Annotated in this window: 8 protein-coding genes; 4 read left to right on the top strand and 4 right to left on the bottom strand. The window is 64.0% G+C overall.

What is annotated here, in order from left to right:
• Window positions 1-66: 66 nt before the first annotated feature.
• Window positions 67-585, top strand: a complete 519-nt coding sequence (gene secB, locus ABB29_RS00475) for a protein-export chaperone SecB (protein WP_057656644.1) — start codon at window positions 67-69, stop codon at window positions 583-585.
• 50 nt (window positions 586-635) lie between these two features.
• Window positions 636-1658: an NAD(P)H-dependent glycerol-3-phosphate dehydrogenase gene (locus ABB29_RS00470; protein ID WP_057656643.1), complete on the top strand. Its 1023-nt coding sequence runs from the start codon at window positions 636-638 to the stop codon at window positions 1656-1658.
• A 115-nt stretch (window positions 1659-1773) separates the two neighbouring features.
• Here the strand turns inward: ABB29_RS00470 and ABB29_RS00465 are convergent, their stop codons facing one another.
• Together ABB29_RS00465 and ABB29_RS00460 are read right to left on the bottom strand one after the other, a co-directional pair.
• On the bottom strand, window positions 1774-2448 hold the full coding sequence (locus tag ABB29_RS00465) for an outer membrane beta-barrel protein (RefSeq protein WP_170185828.1): 675 nt from the start codon (window positions 2446-2448) through the stop codon (window positions 1774-1776).
• A gap of 255 nt (window positions 2449-2703) precedes the next feature.
• On the bottom strand, window positions 2704-3255 hold the full coding sequence (locus ABB29_RS00460; protein WP_057656641.1) for an OmpO family porin: 552 nt from the start codon (window positions 3253-3255) through the stop codon (window positions 2704-2706).
• Between the two features lie 600 nt (window positions 3256-3855).
• On the opposite strand from ABB29_RS00460, the gene ABB29_RS00455 reads away from it, so the two are divergent.
• Window positions 3856-4272: a transposase gene (locus tag ABB29_RS00455; protein ID WP_057656640.1), complete on the top strand. Its 417-nt coding sequence runs from the start codon at window positions 3856-3858 to the stop codon at window positions 4270-4272.
• A gap of 143 nt (window positions 4273-4415) precedes the next feature.
• On the opposite strand, the gene ABB29_RS00450 is transcribed toward ABB29_RS00455, so the two are convergent.
• Window positions 4416-7301: a serine/threonine-protein kinase gene (locus ABB29_RS00450; protein ID WP_057656639.1), complete on the bottom strand. Its 2886-nt coding sequence runs from the start codon at window positions 7299-7301 to the stop codon at window positions 4416-4418.
• On the bottom strand, window positions 7288-7956 hold the full coding sequence (locus ABB29_RS00445) for an ECF-type sigma factor (protein ID WP_083487311.1): 669 nt from the start codon (window positions 7954-7956) through the stop codon (window positions 7288-7290). The genes ABB29_RS00450 and ABB29_RS00445 overlap by 14 nt, the downstream gene beginning before the upstream one ends.
• Window positions 7957-8777: 821 nt before the next feature.
• Between ABB29_RS00445 and ABB29_RS16225 the strand changes: the two genes are divergently transcribed.
• The gene (locus tag ABB29_RS16225; protein WP_057656637.1) at window positions 8778-20243 is read left to right on the top strand and encodes a DUF7507 domain-containing protein; all 11466 of its coding nucleotides are present in this window, start codon (window positions 8778-8780) and stop codon (window positions 20241-20243) included.
• The last annotated feature ends 1 nt before the right edge of the window (window position 20244 follow it).

Genomic DNA, 20244 nt, shown 5'->3' with positions numbered 1-20244 from the left:
GCCGGGCCCGCCACCATGCTGGGCCTTACACCTCAATCTTCCGCTCAACGAATACTGGAGTAAGAAATGTCTGACGAAACCACCAATGGCGCCGCCGCGCCGGCCGCCGCCAATGGTCCCGCTTTCACTGTCGAAAAGATCTACGTCAAGGACGTTTCGTTTGAAGTGCCTGGCGCACCGGCAATCTTCGCCGAGAACGTGCAGCCGGAACTGCAGCTCAATCTGAACCAGAAAGTGCAGCGCCTGAACGAAAACGCATTCGAAGTGGTGCTGGGCGTGACCCTGACCTGCAAGGCCGGCGAAAAGACTGCATACGTTGCCGAAGTGCAGCAGGCTGGCGTGTTCGGTCTGGTCGGCCTGGAGCCGCAGGCGATCGATGCGCTGCTGGGCACCCAGTGCCCGAACATCCTGTTCCCTTACATCCGTCAGCTGGTCAGCGACCTGGTCCAGGCCGGTGGCTTCCCGCCGTTCTTCCTGCAGCCGATCAACTTTGAAGCGCTGTACGGTGAAACCCTGCGCCAGCGCGCCGCGCAGAACAACGCCGACGGCGAGCTGGCTGCCGCCGAGCCCGCAGGCAACGCTTGATCCGGTGCCGGCACGCCCGTAGGCGGTGCACTGCGAGCCGGGGTTGATGCATGGCTGACTCGTTGAAAATCGCCGTGCTGGGTGCCGGCTCATGGGGCACCGCGCTGGCGGCCCTGATGGCGCGCCATGGACACGCCGTCACCCTGTGGGGGCGTGACCCGGTCGTCATCCAGGCCATTGACCAGCAGCATCAGAATCCACGTTATCTGCCGGGCATCGATCTGCCCGGCAACCTGCGTGCCACGACCGACATGGCCGCGGCCATGCAGGACGTGGATTTCGTGCTGGTGGTGGTGCCCTCGCACGCGTTCACCGCGACCGTGCGACAGATGGCGGCGTTGCGCCCTGCCACGGCCGGCGTGGCGTGGGCGACCAAGGGATTCGAACCGGGCTCCGGGCGCTTCCTGCATGAGGTCGCCGAAGACATCCTCGGCAGCGACGTGCCGCTGGCGGTGGTCACCGGGCCTTCATTCGCCAAGGAAGTGACGCTGGGCCTGCCGACCGCGGTCACGGTTCACGGCAATGCCAGCGAGTTCACCGCACGTGTCGCCAATGTCATGCACGGGCCGGCGTTCCGCGCCTATACCGGCGACGACATGGTCGGTGCCGAACTCGGCGGGGCGATGAAGAATGTGCTGGCGGTTGCTACCGGTGTTGCCGACGGCATGCAGCTCGGTTTGAACGCACGCGCGGGCCTGATCACCCGTGGCCTCAACGAGATGCTGCGCCTGGCCGCGGCCATCGGTGGTCGTCCGGAAACCCTGATGGGGCTGGCCGGCCTAGGCGATCTGGTGCTGACCGCCACCGGCGATCTGTCACGCAACCGGCGGCTGGGACTGGCGCTGGGCAAGGGGCAGTCGCTGGACGATGCGGTGCGTGAAATCGGCCAGGTGGTCGAGTCGTTGCAGACCGCCGATGAAGTCATGCGCCAGGCCAACCGGCATGGCATCGACCTGCCGATCTCCAGCGCGGTGCAGGCAGTGCTGCATGGCGAACTCAGTCCGAGCGACGGCCTCAAGCAATTGATGGCGCGCGAGCAGAAGCCAGAGTATCCGGAGACGTTGTTCAAGTAGGACGACGCTGCGCCTGCTGATGCAGCAAAAAAAGACCGGCCAGGTGGCCGGTCTTTTTCATGCCTTCGCCGGAGAGAGCGGCGAGGGCCAGGGCTTGCTGGATCAGCGCGCCGGATCAGAACGTGAAGCGCGGACCGACGAACCACTCGATGTCGCTGCCGTCGTAGATCTTGGCGTCGGCAACAATGCTCCAGTTCGGGTTGAATACGCCTTCCAGACCGACGCGGCCATAGCCGATGCCGTTGTTCTCGTTGCGGTAGTTGCTGCCGCTGATCTCGCTGGTGCCGTCCTGGTAGCCCATGAAGGCGCTGGCGTTCAGGCGGTTCTTGACCAGGGCGGCATTGACGCCCATCTCGAAGCTGTAGCCACGCAGATAGGAGGTCGGCAGCCCGACGACGTCACCGTTGGCCAGCTTGGTCTTGTCGTGCTCGAGCTTGTTCCACTCGTAGGCGCCACGCGCCACCATGTCTAACCGTGAGCTCAGTTCGAAGTTCACGCCCAGACCGACGCGGGCGCCGTCGAGCTGTGCATCGGTGTTGTACAGCAGGCCATCGCCGAGGCTGTCAACGTCCATCTGGCTGTAGCCGCCGAACACGTGCAGGTTGTCGGTCAACGCGTACGAGCCACGCAGCGCCCAGCCATCGGCATCATTGCCGTTGCCGTCACCGGGTTCGTCGATATCAAAGGCCTGGTAACCGCCTTCGACGTAGGAATAGGAAATGCCTTCGGCTGCAGAAGCAGCAAACGGCGCGGTCAGCAGGAGGGAGGCAAGCAAAAGGGACTTCTTCATGTGTTTCATCCTTGTTGTCGTTTTTTTAGGCGGATATCAAGCCAGGGAGCTGGAAATCCGGCGCCAGTATCCGCAAGGTGGTGCAATGTGAAATGAATGACCCCACCCAAATGTCAGCCAATGCACATGCGAGAGGCGCCACCGATCAGCGGCACACGTGCAGGCTCATGCGGAAAAGAACAACCCGGCCAGTGGCCGGGTTGCAGATGCGACGCAGGGGAGAGAGCGCGGCGCCGCGGACAGCGACTGGGTCGGTTACCAGCTGAAGCGCGGACCGACGAACCACTGGGTATCGCCGTCGACCATCTTGACGTCGGCCGAGGCACTCCAGTTGGGGCTGAACTTGACCTGTGCACCGAGGCGGCCATAGAACTCGCCGTCGTAGTCGTCACCATCTTCGTAGCCGGCCAGTGCATAGCCGACCAGGTTGTTGGTCAGCAGGCTGTTGACGCCGACTTCGACGCTGTAACCATCGGAATCCACGAAGTCGCCATCGTACTTCTCATAGGCAACCCGGGTCAGCAAATCAGTACGGGCGCTCAGCTCATGGTTGTAGCCCAGGCCAACACGCCACTGGTCGAAATCGACGTTGAAGTCGTCGACATCCTGGCCGCTGTACTCGCCAAACAGGTGGAAATTGGGGGCAATGGCGGCCGAACCCTTGATCGCCCAGCCGTCGGAATCGGGGCCGTCGACGTTGGTGGCGATATAGCCGCCTTCGACATAGTTGTAGGAAATACCATCGGCGGCGGACGCGGCAAACGGTGCGGCGGCCAGCAAGGTCAGGGCAAGCAGGGACTTCTTCATTCAGGGGCTCTCTTTAATTGTTGTAGGTATTCCGGCGCTGAGATCAGCATGAGATCGTTCGCAGCCAGCGACGGGCAGTATGCCGACAGGCATGAAACTTGCCCTGAATAACAATCTTGACCGCAACTGAATCCATCGCGGTTGCAGGCCGGGTTTCACTCGCCGTGCACGGAGTGTTGTGGTTGCGACGTTCCGGGGATCAGAGCGCTGACGGAGACGGCAATCAGGCTGTGGGTTGGGTGTGCGTGTGTGAACCATATTGCTGCACGTTGGCGATGGCCTGGCTGAGCTGATCGCGGATGCGGAGCAGCTGATGGCTGGGGTCAGCGGCGGCCTCGCAGATGCCGGAACGATGGACCGCCAGCACCCCACTGCATCACTCGATGTTCCCACTTCTTATAAATGTGACTAACTCACAGTTGCTAAAGATGGAACGAAAGTCGGCTGCTATTTGTCCGTTGCGGAAAAATTCGGACATCGGATGTCCGCTTTGTCGCGTTCTTGGCGAAAGGTGAGGTGGGGCAAGTCACACAGCACAGATTTGCTCCGTTTCTTACCTTGAACAAAAGTGGAGCGGATTGAATGGAAACAAGACCATTTATGGCGAACATCCTCGGCAACGCCCGTCCCGAGGAACCGTTGGAAGTCGCCTTTGAACGCAACAGCAGCCAGCGCCAGCGCCTGAGCAATGAGCAATGGCTGAAGATCACCAATACGCTGCCGCCGCTGGTCGGCGCACGCGCACGCAACAGCCCGCGCACCCGCTCCTTCGTTGAAGCCGTGCTGTGGGTGTCGCACACCGGTGCTCACTGGAACCAGTTGCCGCGTGAATTCGGCATGTGGCACAGCAACTACGTGCGTTTTACCCGTTGGGCCCACGACGGTATATGGAAGCTGGTCGTGGAAGCATTGAAAGATACGCCGGCGACGGCTGAACCCTTGAACGGTCTGGTCAACCGTTACCTGGCGTCGCGCCACGCGCATCTGGTTCGCAATTACATTCTGCAGAAGAAGTAACCCGGCTCCATCCAAGGTAGGCGGACGGATGGCGGAGGCCATCCGTCTTCTACCATGGACATCGACAGCCGGGCAGTACACGTTCCCGATGTCGCTCATGCGCAATGGCGTGCCACCAGCGCATTGCCATCACGGGCCGTACGTCAGGGTTGCTCGTCGATGGCTTCTTCCATCTGCAGGGTCGCCTGCCCACCATTGATATAGCCCTGCAAGCGGGCCACGCGCGCGCTCTCCGCGTCGGCATGGCTGATGGCCTTGCGCCAGCTTTCCCTGGCCTGTTCGTGGGCACCACGATGAGCCGCCAGCGTTCCATGCAGTTCATACGCCTCCACCAGCATCTGCCGGTTGTAGCGGTTGGCGGGCAGCTTCTCAATATCGGCGATGATCGTTCCCAGCGCGGTATAGGCCATCGCGTACTGACGCCTGGCGACCATGACATTGACCCGCACCAGCCGCAGGTACTGCCACAGGCTGTGACCGTTGCCGTAGTAGTTGCGGATCATCGGTTCGGCCAGATCAATCTGCTGCTCGGATTCATCCACGCGTCCGCTGTTGAGCAGGGCAACCGCATAGATGAGCCGATCCGACGGGGTAGGCACGTTGTTGGCCTGGGCGCGCTGGAAAATGTCCTTGAACAGTTTTTCAGCTTCAAGCAGATGCTTGCTCCGGTCCGCATCCCCGCCCCGGCTGTTGAAGGTCAACTTCACCGCCAGGTTGCTCTCTGCCCGGATTGTCGTCAGGTGCGCCGGTCCATGAGCCTTCCTGGCGAGGAAGGCGGCCTGGCGCGCCTGGCTGACGGCCAACTCGCGGTCGTTGTAGAGAACCACCGACTCGGTGGACCGGGCCATCAACACCCCGACCAGTTCCGGACTGTGACTACCCAGGCTGGCCCGCAGGATCCGTTCGGCATTGTCCAGTGATTGCGTGGCGTCCTGCCAATCGCCCTGCACCTGCTGGATGTGGGCCAGCTCCAGCCAGGCGCGGCCGGTTTCCGGATGGTTCATGCCGAGGAAGCTGGAGCGTTGCTCGACCAGGATCCGCGCAATGCGGTCGGCATCATCCACGCGCAACATGGTGCGATACAGGTTGGCCAGTTCTTCGCAGGCCGAATAATACGTTTCCGGATATTGACCCTGGCTCAGCGCCACCGCCTGCTGCAGATCCTTTTCGGCGGTATGTAACTGCAACAGTGCCGCGTTCCACGAACCCCGCAGGATCAGCAGTTGCGCCTGGGCGTCGGGACCGACGTGGCGCGCCTGGCCCAGCGCCTGGTTGATGATGTCGAAGGCGGTCTGCTTGTCGCCCTGGCCCCAGCGCGCGCTGGCGATGCTGGACTGCAGCGCGACCTGTTCGGCCTGGCTCTGCATCGAGGCGTTGTCCTGCAACTCTTTCAGCGCCGACCTGGCCATGGTCTCCGCCTGTGCATAGTTGCCTTGCAGATTGAGCAGGGTGGCCAGGGTGCCGGCGTTGCGTGCGTACTGCAGCGGATCATCATTGCCCAGTTCGCGTGCTTCACTGGCCAGCACCGTCGCATGCGCGTACTCGCCGATGGCGGCGTAGCCCTTGGCCAGGGCCACCAGACCGCGCTGCAGGATCACCGCGCTGTCTGCTTCATCGGCTGGCAGCGCGCGCAGGCGTTGTTCGGTTTCATCCAGCAGACTGCGCGAGTTGACCTGGTTGGCGCCAACCCCGGCAAGTGCGGCCGAGCCCAGCGTTTCCTCGAACAGCCGGTTGATGACCTGGGCCGAATGAGCCTCGCGCTCGGCCCGTTGTGATTGCCACAGGGTCAATCCGAGGCCGGCGATGGCCGACACCAGCACGGCTCCACTCAATGTCAGCAGCTGTGCGTTGCGACGCAGCGCGCGGCCAAGCCGATAGCGGGTACCGCCGCGGATGCTGATTGGCTGGAAAGCCAGATAGGCGCGCAGATCGAACTGCAGATCGCGCACCGAGGCGTAGCGTTCCTCGGGATTGGTCGCCACGCATTTCAGGCAGATGGCATCGAGATCACCGGCCAACGCCTTGCTCAGCGCTTCCGGGCTGCGCCGTTGCCTGGCCCGGGCGACTTCGACACTGGCCTTCAACGCACGTTCGCTGGGTGAGAGTGCCCGTTCCTGCCGGGCCATTGGCACCAGCATGTCGGACGCACGCATCCGCCGCGGCCAATCGGCGCACAGCAGCTGATACAGCACCACGCCCAGCGAATAGATGTCCATCGCCGCGCTGGGGGGCGAGCCGTCGAGGATTTCCGGGGCCGAGTAGCCACTGGAAAAGGCAATACGCCGGTTCTCGTCGCTGCTTTCGCTGAGCAGCGCCGACAGGCCGAAATCCAGCAGCTTGGGGCGGCCGCGGACGTTGACCATCAGATTGGATGGCTTGATGTCCTGGTGCACGATCATCTGGCTGTGGGCATAACTGATCGCGTCACAGGCCTGGATGAACAATTCGATACGCTGGCTGATCGAGAGCTTCTGCTGGTCGCACCATTCGGTAATCGGCAGCCCTTCGACCTGCTGCATGGCGAACCACGGGCTGCCGTGCTCATCCACGCCACCGTCGAGCATCGGCACGATGAACGAGTGATTGAGCCGTGCCAGCAGGTTGCGTTCGTTGCGGAAGGCCGACACCAGCGCCGGCGAGGCCAGGTCGCGGCGCAGGCATTTCACCGCGGCCACCTGATCGTAATGGCCGTCCGCGCGCTGGGCCAGATAGACCGCGCCCATGCCGCCGACGCCCAGAATCTCGTGCAGGTCCCAGGCGCCTACCCGGGTCCCGACCCGTGCCTGATGCTCCTGCATCTGCTGGGCGACATCGTCGGCGTCGGGCTCCAGCGTGGCCCGCGCCAGGCTGTCCAGTGGCAGCTCGTCGAGGACGTGGGATTCTTCGTCGGCCGCCAGCAGCACCACCAGCAACTCGTGGACCCGCGGATTTTCCTGCCGCAGTTTTTCCAGCGCTTTGCCGCGGGCCTTGGGTGACAGATCAACGAAGTCATCGAACAGCGCGAGCGCAAGCTGTTCAGGGCTCTGCATTCAGGTCCTCCAGCGCCCCGCCGTCATCGCTACCCAGTTGCGAATAAAGGAACGCACGTGCCTTGCGCCAGTCGCGTCGCACGGTGCGCTCGGTGACCTTGAGCACGTCGGCTATTTCCTTCACGTCCAGACCGCCGAAATAACGCAGCTCGACCATCTTGGCGAGCCTTTCGTCGACACCGGCCAGCGCATCCAGCGCCTTGTCCAGCGCCAGCAGCTGCTCCAGCTGCGGATCGTTGACCGGGTCGTGGTGTTCTTCCAGTGAGACGAACTGCAGGTCGCCGCCGCGCTTGCTGCGCAACAACCGTCGGGTTTCGTCAATCAATACGTAGCGCATGGCCCGGGCGATCAGCGACACCAGATGCGCGCGGCTTTCAGCGGCGACTTCAGTGCGGGCCAGGCGCAGCCAGGTCTCGCTGACCAGTGAGGTTGGCGAGATGGCGCTTTTGCGTTGCTGGCGGACGTGGGAGCGGGCAATCCGATGCAGGTCCTGGTACAGCAACCCGTAAATCTTTCCCCACACATCCTTGTCGCCGGCATCCGCGTCGACCAGCAGGCGGGTGACCGTACCCAGGACGGCGTCATTGCCTGTCGCGTCAAACGCCGAGCTGTCCGATGCGCCCATGGTCTCCTTCGGAAAATCCTGTCTGGCCATTGATGCCTCCTCTGACGTTACGCTAATCACATTATTAATCCGCTAATGGATGAATAGCGTTGATATCGCCAAAGGCGTTTGGTGTGGGCAAAGCTAGCACGCCCGTCCACAAATGTCCGGTCGTGACGACCCTGCGGCCGGCGCTTCATTAACATGACGCGCGCTGTCTGTTCGTGGTGTGTCGACTGGCGAATGCCGTTGTTTGCCAGGCTGCGGGACAGGGCCATCAGGTGCCGCGCCGAGGCACGCCGCGCTGTTTGCCGGTCGATGCTGACGGCCGTGGGCCCGGCTTGAAAATCACCATTCAAGTGTTATGCTCGGTTTAACGTAATCATATCAACTCCGTTCAGGTAGCAAGGACGCGCTGCGAGATAATTCACAATTCTTACCAGGTCGCATCAGGACTGAATGCAGCCGGAGTGCTGTCAGCTGCAGTTGGACACACGTAACGTTGGCAACAGGAAAGTTTGTTTTCTTTTGGGGGATGGAATCTGGCCAATCCGTTGTTGTTGTTCGCACCGCGGTCTTCACGTAACCGCTCGACGCAGGTAGTTCACACTTCCGGAACCAATCCGGCAGGCGTGAATGGCAATGGCGTCAATCCTCCGCGGACGCACGCCGGGATGAACGGAAAACCCTCCCACAAGCTGCTGTCGGCCAGAACCTGATATCGGGTTGCTGCCGGAATTGATGGCGGTCATGTACAGATCGGGGCAGGTCAGCGCCACGATAAAAAAACCAGAAAGGGTCCAAGGATGATGTTGAACCTGCATAAACTGACGTCGGTATCCCGTAGGATTTCACGTCTGGCGGTTCTATTGATGGCCACTTCGGTGGTCCTGCCCATGGCGTGGGCGCAGGAACAGGTCGACAACACCGCCGTGGTCGCGTTGCCGGCGGGCATCGTCGATGCCGATACCAGCAACAACAGCTCGACCGCGACTGTCCAGGTCGAGCCGCTGGCGGATCTGGCGGTCAGCAAGGATGACGGCGCCGATTCCTATGTGCCCGGTTCGACCACCAGTTACACGATTGTGGTCACCAACAATGGCCCGGCGGCAGCCACCGACGTGGTCATCGCCGATCCCGAGCCGACCACCCCGGTGGCGGCGACCTTCACTGGCTGGACCTGTACCGCATCGGGCGGTGCGACCTGTCCGGCGGCCAGTGGCACTGGCAGTATCAACCAGACCGTACCGACGCTGCCCAGTGGCGGCGTGCTGACCTACGTGGTGACCGCATCCATTGCCGCCGGCGCGACCGGTGACCTGACCAATACGGTCACGGTGAGCGCGGCCACCGCCGACAACAACACCGCCGACAACACCGCCACCGATGTCGACGTGGTGGCCTCGACCAGCAGCATCGCAAAGAGCGCCAGCCCGGCCAGCGGCACCGCCGTGGCGATCGGCGACGCCATTACCTATACGCTGACGGCGACCATCGCCAATACCGCGACCACCGAACCGATTGTATTGACCGATACCATCGACGCCGGCTTGACCGTCGGCACCCTGCCGGCCGAATGCAGCCAGGCTGGCCAGGTGGTTACCTGTACCGTGCCGACCGGTACCGCGGTGGGTGATTACGTCATCAGCTATGACGCGACCGTTAATGCCAACGCAGGCGCCTCGGTGGGCAACAATGTCACCGGTGGCGATGCCTGCCCGGTTTCGTGCAGCACCAGCAATCCGGTGGCGCGCGCGGTATCGCTGGACAAGACCTGGACCGATGCCGCCGCCGGTGACACGGTATCGCTGGCGATCGCCGGTGACGCGGCGGAGGTTATCGACATCACGGCGGGTACGTCCACCGCGCCGGCGACCACCACCGTGGCCACCGCCAACGCGGTCGGCGGCAGCACGGTCACCGTAACGGAAGCCTTCGGCACCGGCGCGGCGGCCAACTACGACACCACGCTGAGCTGTACGCGCGATCTGGATGGGGTGGCGGTCACCGTGAGCGGCACCGGTCCGTCCGGCAGCTTTACGATGCCCAGCGACAGTGGCGTCAGCTGTACCTTCCTCAACGTCCGCAGCCAGGCCAACCTGACCCTGATCAAGCAATGGGTGGACGCGCTGCCGGGTGACAGCACCACCGTCACCAGCACCGGTTTCGGCAACAATGCCAGCAGCGGCGTATCGACTGCCGATGCCAGCGGCGACAACGCCACCACCGGCACCCCGGTCGTGGTGTTTGCCGGCGAATCGGGCCAGATCGTGGAAACCCTGGCCAACCAGGCCGACTACACCTCGACCCTGGCCTGTACCGGCAATACCACGCCGCTCAGCGGCAATACGCTGACCATCAATCCGGCCGATACCGACATTGTCTGTACGTATACCAATCAGCGCATTTCGGCCAACCTGACCCTGCAGAAGACCTGGGTCAATGCCGCCGTGGGTGAAACCGTTGCGATCAGTGCCAGCGGCAGCACCAGTGGTGTGATCAACCTGGATTCAACCGCCGACAGCGCCAACGAAACCGATGCGTCGGCAGCGCCGACTGTCGTCTACGCCGGTGAAACAATCTCGCTGGCTGAAGCGTTTGCCACGCCCGGCAACGAGGCCAACTATTCCAGCGCGCTGGCGTGTTCCGGCACCAGCGGCCTGTCCGGCGATACCCTGACCGTGGCCCCGGGTGACAGCAACATCGTCTGTACCTTCACCAATACCCGCCAGTCGGCAACCCTGCAGCTGGCCAAGGCATGGGACGGCAGCAGCGCCACCGGTGACCAGGCGCAGATCGGCGCCACCACCGGCCTGGTCAACAACACGCCTGCATTCACCACCACCGCTCCGGTCGGCGACAACAGCGGCCCGGCGGTCACCGTGTTTGCCGGCGAGCAGGCCACGCTGCCGGCTGAAACCATGTCCGGCGGCGCGCTGGCCAACTATACGGTCGGCCTGACCTGCAGCGGCGGCGCCCTGGCCGGCACCGATGGCAAAGCCAGCAATGTGCTGACCATCGAGCCGGCCGACGTCGGCAGCAACATCGTCTGTACCTACACCAACAGCCGCGACACGACCACGCTGACAATACAGAAGACCTGGTTGAATGCGATTCCCGGCGATTCCATCGCCATCGCAGCGGATCGACCGGCTGGCGGGCTGACATCGCTGACGTCGATTGCCGACGGTAGTGCCACCCAAACCGTCACCGGACCGGCGCAGACCGTCTTCATCGGTGACCAGATCAGCATGCTGGAGTCGTTCAACAACGGCACCTCCAACAACTACGATGTCGACATCAGCTGTACCAATACCAGTGGCTTTGTCGTTGGTGGCGGCGGGGTCGGAGGCACCCTGACGGTCGGGCCGGATGACGGCCCCATCACCTGCACCTGGACCAACGATCGCAAGAGCGCGCAGCTGGTCGTGCAGAAGGTCTGGGGTGGTCCCAGCCCCGGTGCCAGCGTCGACATCCCGGCTACGACCGGGTTCATCAACAACGCGCCTGCGTTCTCCTCCACCTTCCCGACCACCACGTCGGTAGGCCCGGTGGAAGTGTTCATTGAAGAATCCGGCAGCCTGGGTGGAGAGAGCTTCAGCAGCGGTTCGGCTGGCGACTTCGATACCACGCTGACCTGCGATGGCAGCGACACCGACCCCAGCAATGGTCTGGTGATAAGTGCGGCGGACATCGGCAACATCATCACCTGTACCTACAGCAATACCTTTGTCATCCGTCCGGAACTGACCCTGGACAAGAGCACCACCACCACCAGCGTGACCACGGCGGGCGAGCAGATTCCCTACACCGTGACCGCGCAGAACACCGGTAACGTGCCGCTCAACAACGTGACCGTCAACGACCCGTTGCTGGCCGGCAACTTCACCTGTACCCCGGCCGTGCCGGTGGCCACGCTGGCGGTGGGGGCCAGCATCAGCTGCTCCGGCACCTACACGGTGACCCAGGCTGACATCGACCGTAACGGCAGTGGTGACGGCACCGACGACGGTGTGATCCACAACGACGCGACCGCCGACGGCACCACCGACGACGGCACCCCGGTCACCGATACCGACTCGACCGACGTCAACTTGCCCAGCCAGACGTTTTCGGCGAGCTTCACCAAGACGCCGACGCTGAGCGACAGCAATGGCAATGGCACCGGCAGCGTCGGCGAGACGATCAACTACAGCTTCACGGTGACCAATACCGGCAACAGCTCCATCGACACCGTCACCATCACCGACCCGTTATTGCCGGGGCTCAGCTGTGCAAGCACCGCGCCGATCCCGCCGGGGGCGACCGTGGCGTTCGGTCCCGTCGCGCCACCGGCCGACGTGGTCTGCACCGGCACCGGTTACGTCATCACCCAGGAAGACATCGACAACCAGGGTGGCGGCGACATCGACATCGACAACACCGCTACCATGGACGCCACCGGCAGCAATGGCGGCAGTGCATCCGAGGACGCCACCGGCAGCCAGCCGATCGATGTGGCGCAGCCGCTGATCAATCTGGACAAGTCGGTGTCACCCGGCACGGTGACCACGGCCGGCGAGGTGGTCACCTACACCTTCGTCATCACCAATCCAGGCAACGTCACCCTCACCGGCGTCAATCTGACCGATCCGCTGCCGGGTCTGGGGTCGATCACCTGTGGCGCCGACACGTTGCCGGTCGACATGCCGCCTGGCGATACCGTCACCTGTACCGCGCAGCTGACCGTCAGCCAGGCGCAGATCAATGCCGGTACCGACATCGTCAATACCGCCACCGCCGCCGGTGACTACGACGGCGACACCATCGACGATGATGATTCGGCAGCGGTGGACGTGAACCCGGGCCCTGGCTCGGCGGAACTGGTGAAAACAGCCGACAAGACCTTCGTCACCGGCGTCGGTGAAGTCGTCACCTACACCTTCACCATCAACAACCCCTCCAGCCGGACCCTGAGCAACCTGCAGATCACCAACGACACGCTGCTGGGCGCGGGCCTGTCCTGCGAGCCGATCGCAAGCCTGGCGCCGGGGGCTTCAGCCACGTTCAGCTGTACCGGCAATACCTACGCCGTACAGCAGGGTGATATCGATAACCAGGGCAATCCGACCGACGAAAGCACCGAGCTGGTCAATACCGTGACCGGCACTGCCGAGTACGACGACAACGGTACCCTGGTGACCGTAACCGACAGCGACAGCTGGTCAGTCGATCTGCCGGCGCGCGCGCCGCAGATGGTATTGACCAAGACCTCCAACGTCGGCTCGGTCAATGCCGCTGGCGACACCATCGTCTACTCGTTCCAGATCCAGAATCTGGGCAACGTCACCCTGAATGACTTGCAGGTCAGCGACCCGTTGCTGCCAGCTTTGGTATGCACGCCGATTGCCTCGCTGGCCCCCGGCGCGACCGCGACCTTTACCTGCACCGCGGGCAATACCTATACCGTCACCCAGAACGATATCGACACCGGCAGCAGCGACGCGCAGCCGGGCGACGGCCAGATCGACAACGTGGCCACGGTCACCGCCGAAGTGCCGGGTGACGGCACCATCGCGCCGGTCAGTGACGAGAACGAGGTCAACCTGCCGGTGCGGCTGCCGGCGATGGCGTTGGAAAAGACCGCTGATGTCACCCAGGTGACCGCGCCGGGGACGATCAATTACACCTTTACGGTCACCAATAACGGCAACGTCAGCATCACCGACCTGAGCCTGTCGGATCCGACCCTGGGCCTGTCCTGCCCGACCGTGGCGACGCTGCAACCGCAGGCCAGCGTGAGCTTTGGCGGTGCCGGTTCCGGCGCCGACCAGATCTGCACCGGCACCTCGCGGGTGGTCACCCAGGCGCAGGTCGACGCCGGCGGCACGCTGGACAACACCGCCAGCGCCACCGGCCAGGCAACCGACACCAACGGCAGCGTGACCCTCAACGCCACCGATATCCTGCAGATTCCGATCAACCAGAACCCGGTGCTGGGCTTCGACAAGGTCGCCGACGTCAGCCAGGTCGACAACCCCGGTGATCCGATCAACTACACCATCACCGGCGTCAACAATGGCAACGTCACACTGCAGAATGTCAACGTCACCGACAGCCTGCTGGCGACGCTGACCTGTACCCCGGCCATGCCGATTGCGGCATTGGCGCCGGGCGATGATTTCGAATGTACGGGTACCTACACCGCGACCCAGGAGGACTTCGACACGCGTGGCGGTGGCGATGGCTTGATCGAGAACACCGCGCAGGCGACCTGGACCGGCGGCAACACCAGCGACAGCGTCGATGTGACGGTCGCGCCGCAGTCGCAGTCATTGACCATCGACAAGACCGCCGGCACACCCTCGGTCAACCTCGGCCTGGATGCGACCATCACCGATGCCGGTGACACCATTCCCTATACCTTCCTGGTCACCAATACCGGCAATGTCACCCTGACCGCGATCGGCATCACCGATCCGATCCTGGACGCGCCCGCAACCTGCGACAAGGCGGATATCCCGGCGACATCGCCGCCGGATTCGCAGACCACCTGTACCGGCGTGCATACCATCACCGCGGCGGAAATGAACGCTGGTACGGTCACCAACAGTGCGACCGCGCAGGGTACCCCGCCGGGCAGCTCACGCATCAGCTCCGATCCCGACACCGCCGTGGTCACCCTTGATCGCCAGCCGTCGCTGCAGCTGACCAAGACCGCCGATCCGCCGACTACCGCCCAGGGCGCATTGCCGTCGGTCACCGATGCCGGCGACACCATCACCTATTCTTTCTCGGTACAGAACACGGGCAACGTCACCCTGCGCACCATCACCGTGGCCGAGACCCTGCCGCTGTCGAGCGGGCTGACCTGTACCCCCAATACGCTGGAGCCCGGCCAGACCGCCAACTGCGGCAGTGCCAGCTACACCCTGACCCAGGCCGATATCGACAACGGCGTGGTGACCAACAATGCGACCGCCCAAGGCCTGGATCCGACCGATGCCACGGTGACCGATGACGATTCGGTGGAAACCGATATCGCCCCGGTATCGACCCTGATCCTGGACAAGACGGTCAGCCCGGCCACCGTCACCGCCGCCGGCCAGCAGGTCACCTACTCGTTCGCGGTGACCAACGGCGGCAACGTTACGGTCAGCGCACTGACCATCAACGAAGTTTCGTTCTCCGGTACCGGCGGCGCACTGGCGATCACTTGCCCGGCCACGACCCTGGCACCGCAGGCCAGCACCACCTGCACCGCGACCTATACCGTCACCCAGGCCGACATTGATGCAGGCAGCGTGACCAACAGCGCCAATGCCAGCGGCCAGGAGCCCGATGGTGATGGCGTCACCAGCGCCGATGACGACGCCGTTGTCACCGTCACCCAGACTAGTGGCCTGACCCTGGACAAGCAGACCACTTCGACCAGCTATGCGGCGGTCGGCGACACGCTGGATTACCAGTACGTGGTGACCAACAGCGGCAACATCACCATCACCGTGCCGATCACGGTCAGCGATGACCGGATTGCCGCGGTCAGCTGCCCGGCATTGCCAGCCGGTGGGCTGGCGCCGAATGCCTCGATTACCTGCACCGGCTCCTACACGGTGACCCAGGCCGACATCGATGCCGGCAGCGTGGTCAACATCGCCACTGCCACCGATGGCACCACCACCTCCAACCAGGATACTGAAACCGTTACTGGCGACCAGACGCCGGGCCAGACCCTGGCCAAGGCGGTAACCGGCAATGCCGATGAAGACGGCAGCGGGACCGTCAGCCTGGATGACACGCTGACCTACACCGTCACCATGACCAACACCGGCAACACCACGCTGGACCCGGTCACCGTGGGCGACGTCCTGCTGACCCCCAACACCATCACCTGCAACAACGTGGCGCCGGGCGGCAGTTGCGTACTGACCGGCACCTACGTGGTCCAGCAGGCGGATGTGGATGCCGGCCAGATATTGAACACCGGCACCAGCACCAGCCCGATTTGCGCCGCCGGTGATACCACCGAAGGCCAGTGCCGCGCTCCCAACGTGACGCCGGTACCGCAGGCGCGTGCGTTGACGCTGGACAAGCAGACCACTTCGACCAGCTACGCGGCGGTCGGCGACACGCTGGATTACCAGTACGTGGTCACCAACAGCGGCAACGTCACCGTCACCTCGCCGATCACGGTCAGCGATGACCGGATTGCCACGGTCAGCTGCCCGGCATTGCCGGCCGGCGGCCTGGCCCCGAACGCCTCGATCACCTGTACCGCCTCGTACACCGTGACCCAGGCGGATCTGGATGCCGGCAGCGTGACCAACATCGCCACTGCCAGCGATGGCACCACCACGTCCAACGATGACAGCGAAACCATCGATGGTACCCAGGCTCCGGATCAGACCCTGGTCAAGGCGCTGGCCTCCAATGCCGACCAGGATGGCAGCGGCACTGTCAGCGTAGGCGATACGCTGACCTACACCGTTACCGTCACCAACACCGGCAACATCACCCTGGACCCGGTGGTGGTCAGCGATGACCGCATCACTCCGGCGACCACCACCTGCAACGATCTGGCCTTGGGCGCGAGCTGCGTGCTGACCGGTACCTACACGGTCACCCAGGACGACGTGAACGCCGGGCAGATATTGAACACCGGTACCAGCACCAGCCCGGCCTGTCCGCCTGGCGACAGCACCGATGGCAAGTGCTCGACCCCGAATGTCGTGCCGGTGCCGCAGACCGCCTCGCTGACGCTGGACAAGACGGCCACCGTGGCCGATACCAATGGCGATGGCATCACCGGCGATGCCGGCGACACCATCACCTATGCGTTCTCGATGCAGAACACCGGCAACGTGGTGCTGTCGCCGGTCACCGTGGCCGATCCGCTGCTACCCAGCCTGGTCTGCCGCGTGCAGACGCTGGCCCCGGGCCAGACTGCCAGCTGCGTCGCGGTCGCCCATACCTACGTCATCACCAATGACGATGAGCTGGCCGGCAACGTCACCAACACCGCGACCGCCACCGGCGATGCACCGGGCACGATCACCGATCCGACCGCCGACGACAGCGAGGTCACCCCGACCGCGTTGACACCGTCATCGATCAGCGTCGCCAAGCGTTCGGATCCGGCCAGTGGCGAGCAGGTCGCACCGGGCGACACGCTGACGTTCACCGTCACCACCACCATCGAAGATGCCGCCCTGCACGAAGAGCTGACGCTGACCGACACCCTGGGCGACGGCCTGACCCTGGGCACGGTCACCGCCGGCAGCTACACCTGCAATGCCACCAATCCGCTGGTGTGCACGTTGCCGGTCGGCACCGTGCCAGGCAGCTACGACCTGGTCTACACCGCCACCGTCGATGCCGATGCCACCGGCTCGGTTGGCAACAGCGTGGTGCCGAGCAAGGATCCGGGTACCGATCCGGACCCGGTCTGCACCGTCTGCGATACCGATCATCCGGTCATCGATTCGACCTCGGTGGTCAACAAGATCTCGGACCCGGCCAGTGGCAACGTGGTCTACGCCGGTGAGACGGTCAACTTCACCATCACCACCGTGGTGTCCGGTTCGATCACCACCCAGGACATCACCCTGACCGACACCCTGACCCCGGGCCTGACCTTCGGCAGCGTGACCTCGGCCGGTGATTACGACTGCACCGGCAGTCTGGTCTGCGTGCTGCCGGCGGGTACCCTGCCGGGCAGCTATCCGCTGACCTACACCGCCACCGTCGATGCCGACGCCAGCGGCTCGGTCGGCAACAGCGTGACCGCGCGCAACCCACCAGGCGGTGATCCGGAGCCGGTCTGCGAAACCTGCGCGACCGATCACCCGATCAGCAAACCGTCGGTTGAAACCGTGAAGGACATGACCGCCAACGACGACGCCGATGGCAATGGCGAAGTCAGCACCGGCGACACCCTGACCTTCACCATCACCACCACCAACACCGGCAACATTCCGCTGGCCAACGTGACCATCAGCGACACGATGATCACGCCGGACACCAAGGTCTGCGCGTTGCTGGCGCCGGGCGAGGACTGCGTGCTGGAAGGCACCTACACCGTCACCCAGGCCGACGCCGATGCCGGACAGGTGCTCAATACCGCGGTGGTGACCACCGAGACGCCACCGGACGGCCCACCGCTGCCGCCCGAGGCGTGCCCGGCCGGTTCCACTGATGAGCGCTGCACGCCGTCCGACATCGTGCCGGTCATCCAGCGTCCGGCCATTGCCACCACCAAGACCGCGGTGCTGAGCGTGGACAACGCCACGCCGGGCAAGGGCAACGTCGGCGATGTGGTGACCTATTCGGTCGATGCCACCAACACCGGCAACGTGACCCTGCATGACGTCACCGTCAACGACACCTTCCAGGGCGGCAGCGCGACCGTGCTGACCTGTGCGCCGACCTCGCTGGCGCCGGGCCAGACCGCGACCTGCGACAGTTACGACCATGTGATCACCGAGCAGGAAGCGGGGTCCGATTCCGGCACCCTGGTCAATACCGTGCTGGCCCAGGGTTCGAGCACGGTGGCCAGCGAACCGGTCACGGTCAACGCGCAGGCGGAGGTCGCGATTGAAGTACAGAACGAACCGGCGCTGCTGCGGGTCACCAAGACCGCCGGCGTGCGCGAGGTCAACATCGGTGACCTGGTCCGCTACACGGTGACGGTCGAGAACGTCGGCGACATCGATCTGGTCGATGGCTACCTGATCGACACCCCGGCGCTGGGCTTCACTTACGTCGATGGTTCGCTGCAGGGCGATGACGATGACGACTCGGTCACCGCGGTGGGCTCGTCGCCGCTGCGGGTCGAACATCTGGACATCGCCGCCGGCAATACCGCGACCCTGGTCTACCTGATGCGGGTAGGCGCGGGCGTGCGCCCGGGCGTGCAGGTCAACCAGGCGCAGGCCTTCGACCCCAGCTTCGACGTGCCGGCCTCGAACGTGGCCACCGCTGAAGTGCTGCTGGCCAACGACCCGTTGCTGGATGAAAGCCTGATTTCCGGTACCACCTACAACGATCGCGACGGCGATGGCTGGCAGGACAGTGCGGCGCTGACCGGGGTCAAGGTGCAAGGTGGCTTCGCCGCCTCGGCCTACGTGCCGGGGTCCACCACCATGGACGCCGGCGACGGCCCGCAACCGGTGGCCGACGCCAGTTCGCCGCTGCTGCACGGGCTTGCCGTCGGCAATATCAGTGGCCGCCAGTCGCTGGCCGATCCGGCACAGGCTCACCAAGTCGTCATCCGCCAGCGCCTGCGCGAGCCGGCCTTCAGCGATGACTTCGTCCTGACCAGCGATCAGGGTGTCAGCCTCTACATGGCCGCCGATGGCAGCACCCGCATCGAAACCCGGGGTGATGCCGCCAAGGGCCTGACCGCCGCCGCACCGACGGTGGAACGGCAGGTCGCGCAGACCGCCGATGGTTACGTGGTCGATTACCGGATCCGCAACGAAGGCATCGACGAACGCGGGATCCCGGGCGTACGCATCGCCTCGGTCGAAGGCTTGTTGATGGAAACCGATCAGTACGGTCGCTATCACCTGGTCGGCATCGACGCCGGTGATTCGGCACGGGGTCGCAATTTCATCCTCAAGGTGGATCCGGTGACGCTGCCGGCCGGTGCCGAGTTCACCACCGACAATCCGCTGGTCCGGCGTATCACCGGCGGTGTGCCGACCCGCTTCGACTTCGGTATCCGCCTGCCCGAGGCACTGATGGATGGCGGCACCGAGCAGGTCGAACTGGAACTGGGCGAGGTGTTGTTCACCCCGGGCAGCGCGGCGCTGAGGCAGGAATACCTGCCGATTGTCGAAAAGGTCGCCGAACAGGTGCGCGGCTATCGCGGTGGCGAAGTCATCATCACCGCCACCGGCGAGTCCGAAGCATTGGCGTTCGAACGCGCCTCGGCGGTCAGGACCGCGCTGGATGGCATCGTCGAGCCGGAGATCGCACAGGCGTTGACGGTCAGCGTGCGTACCCAGGCCGATGACGCCGGCACCCTGGTCGCAGGCGTGGCCGAAGGTGGACCTTTGCTGGGCACGCTGCTGTTCGAAACCGACCAGGCCACCATCAAGCCGCGCTACAACGCGCTGCTCGACAGCATCGCCGCGGCACTGGAAGCCAGCAATGGTGGCTCCATCGCCATCATCGGCCATGCCGACCGCCGTGCTTCGCGTGAGTACAACGCGGCCCTGGGCATGCGTCGCGCCAAGGCCGTGTACGAAGCCATCGCCCAACGATTGAGTCCCGAGTTACGTGCAAAAGTCAGCGTCCAGGCCAGCGATGATCCCGCTGCTCCAGTCGACCCCGTCGCACCGCAAGGGGAGGACTGAG

The sequence above is a fragment of the Pseudoxanthomonas dokdonensis genome (assembly GCF_001431405.1).
GTDB lineage: Bacteria > Pseudomonadota > Gammaproteobacteria > Xanthomonadales > Xanthomonadaceae > Pseudoxanthomonas_A > Pseudoxanthomonas_A dokdonensis.
Note: the sequence above shows the minus strand (reverse complement) of the source record. Positions and strands in the feature narration are given on the sequence as shown.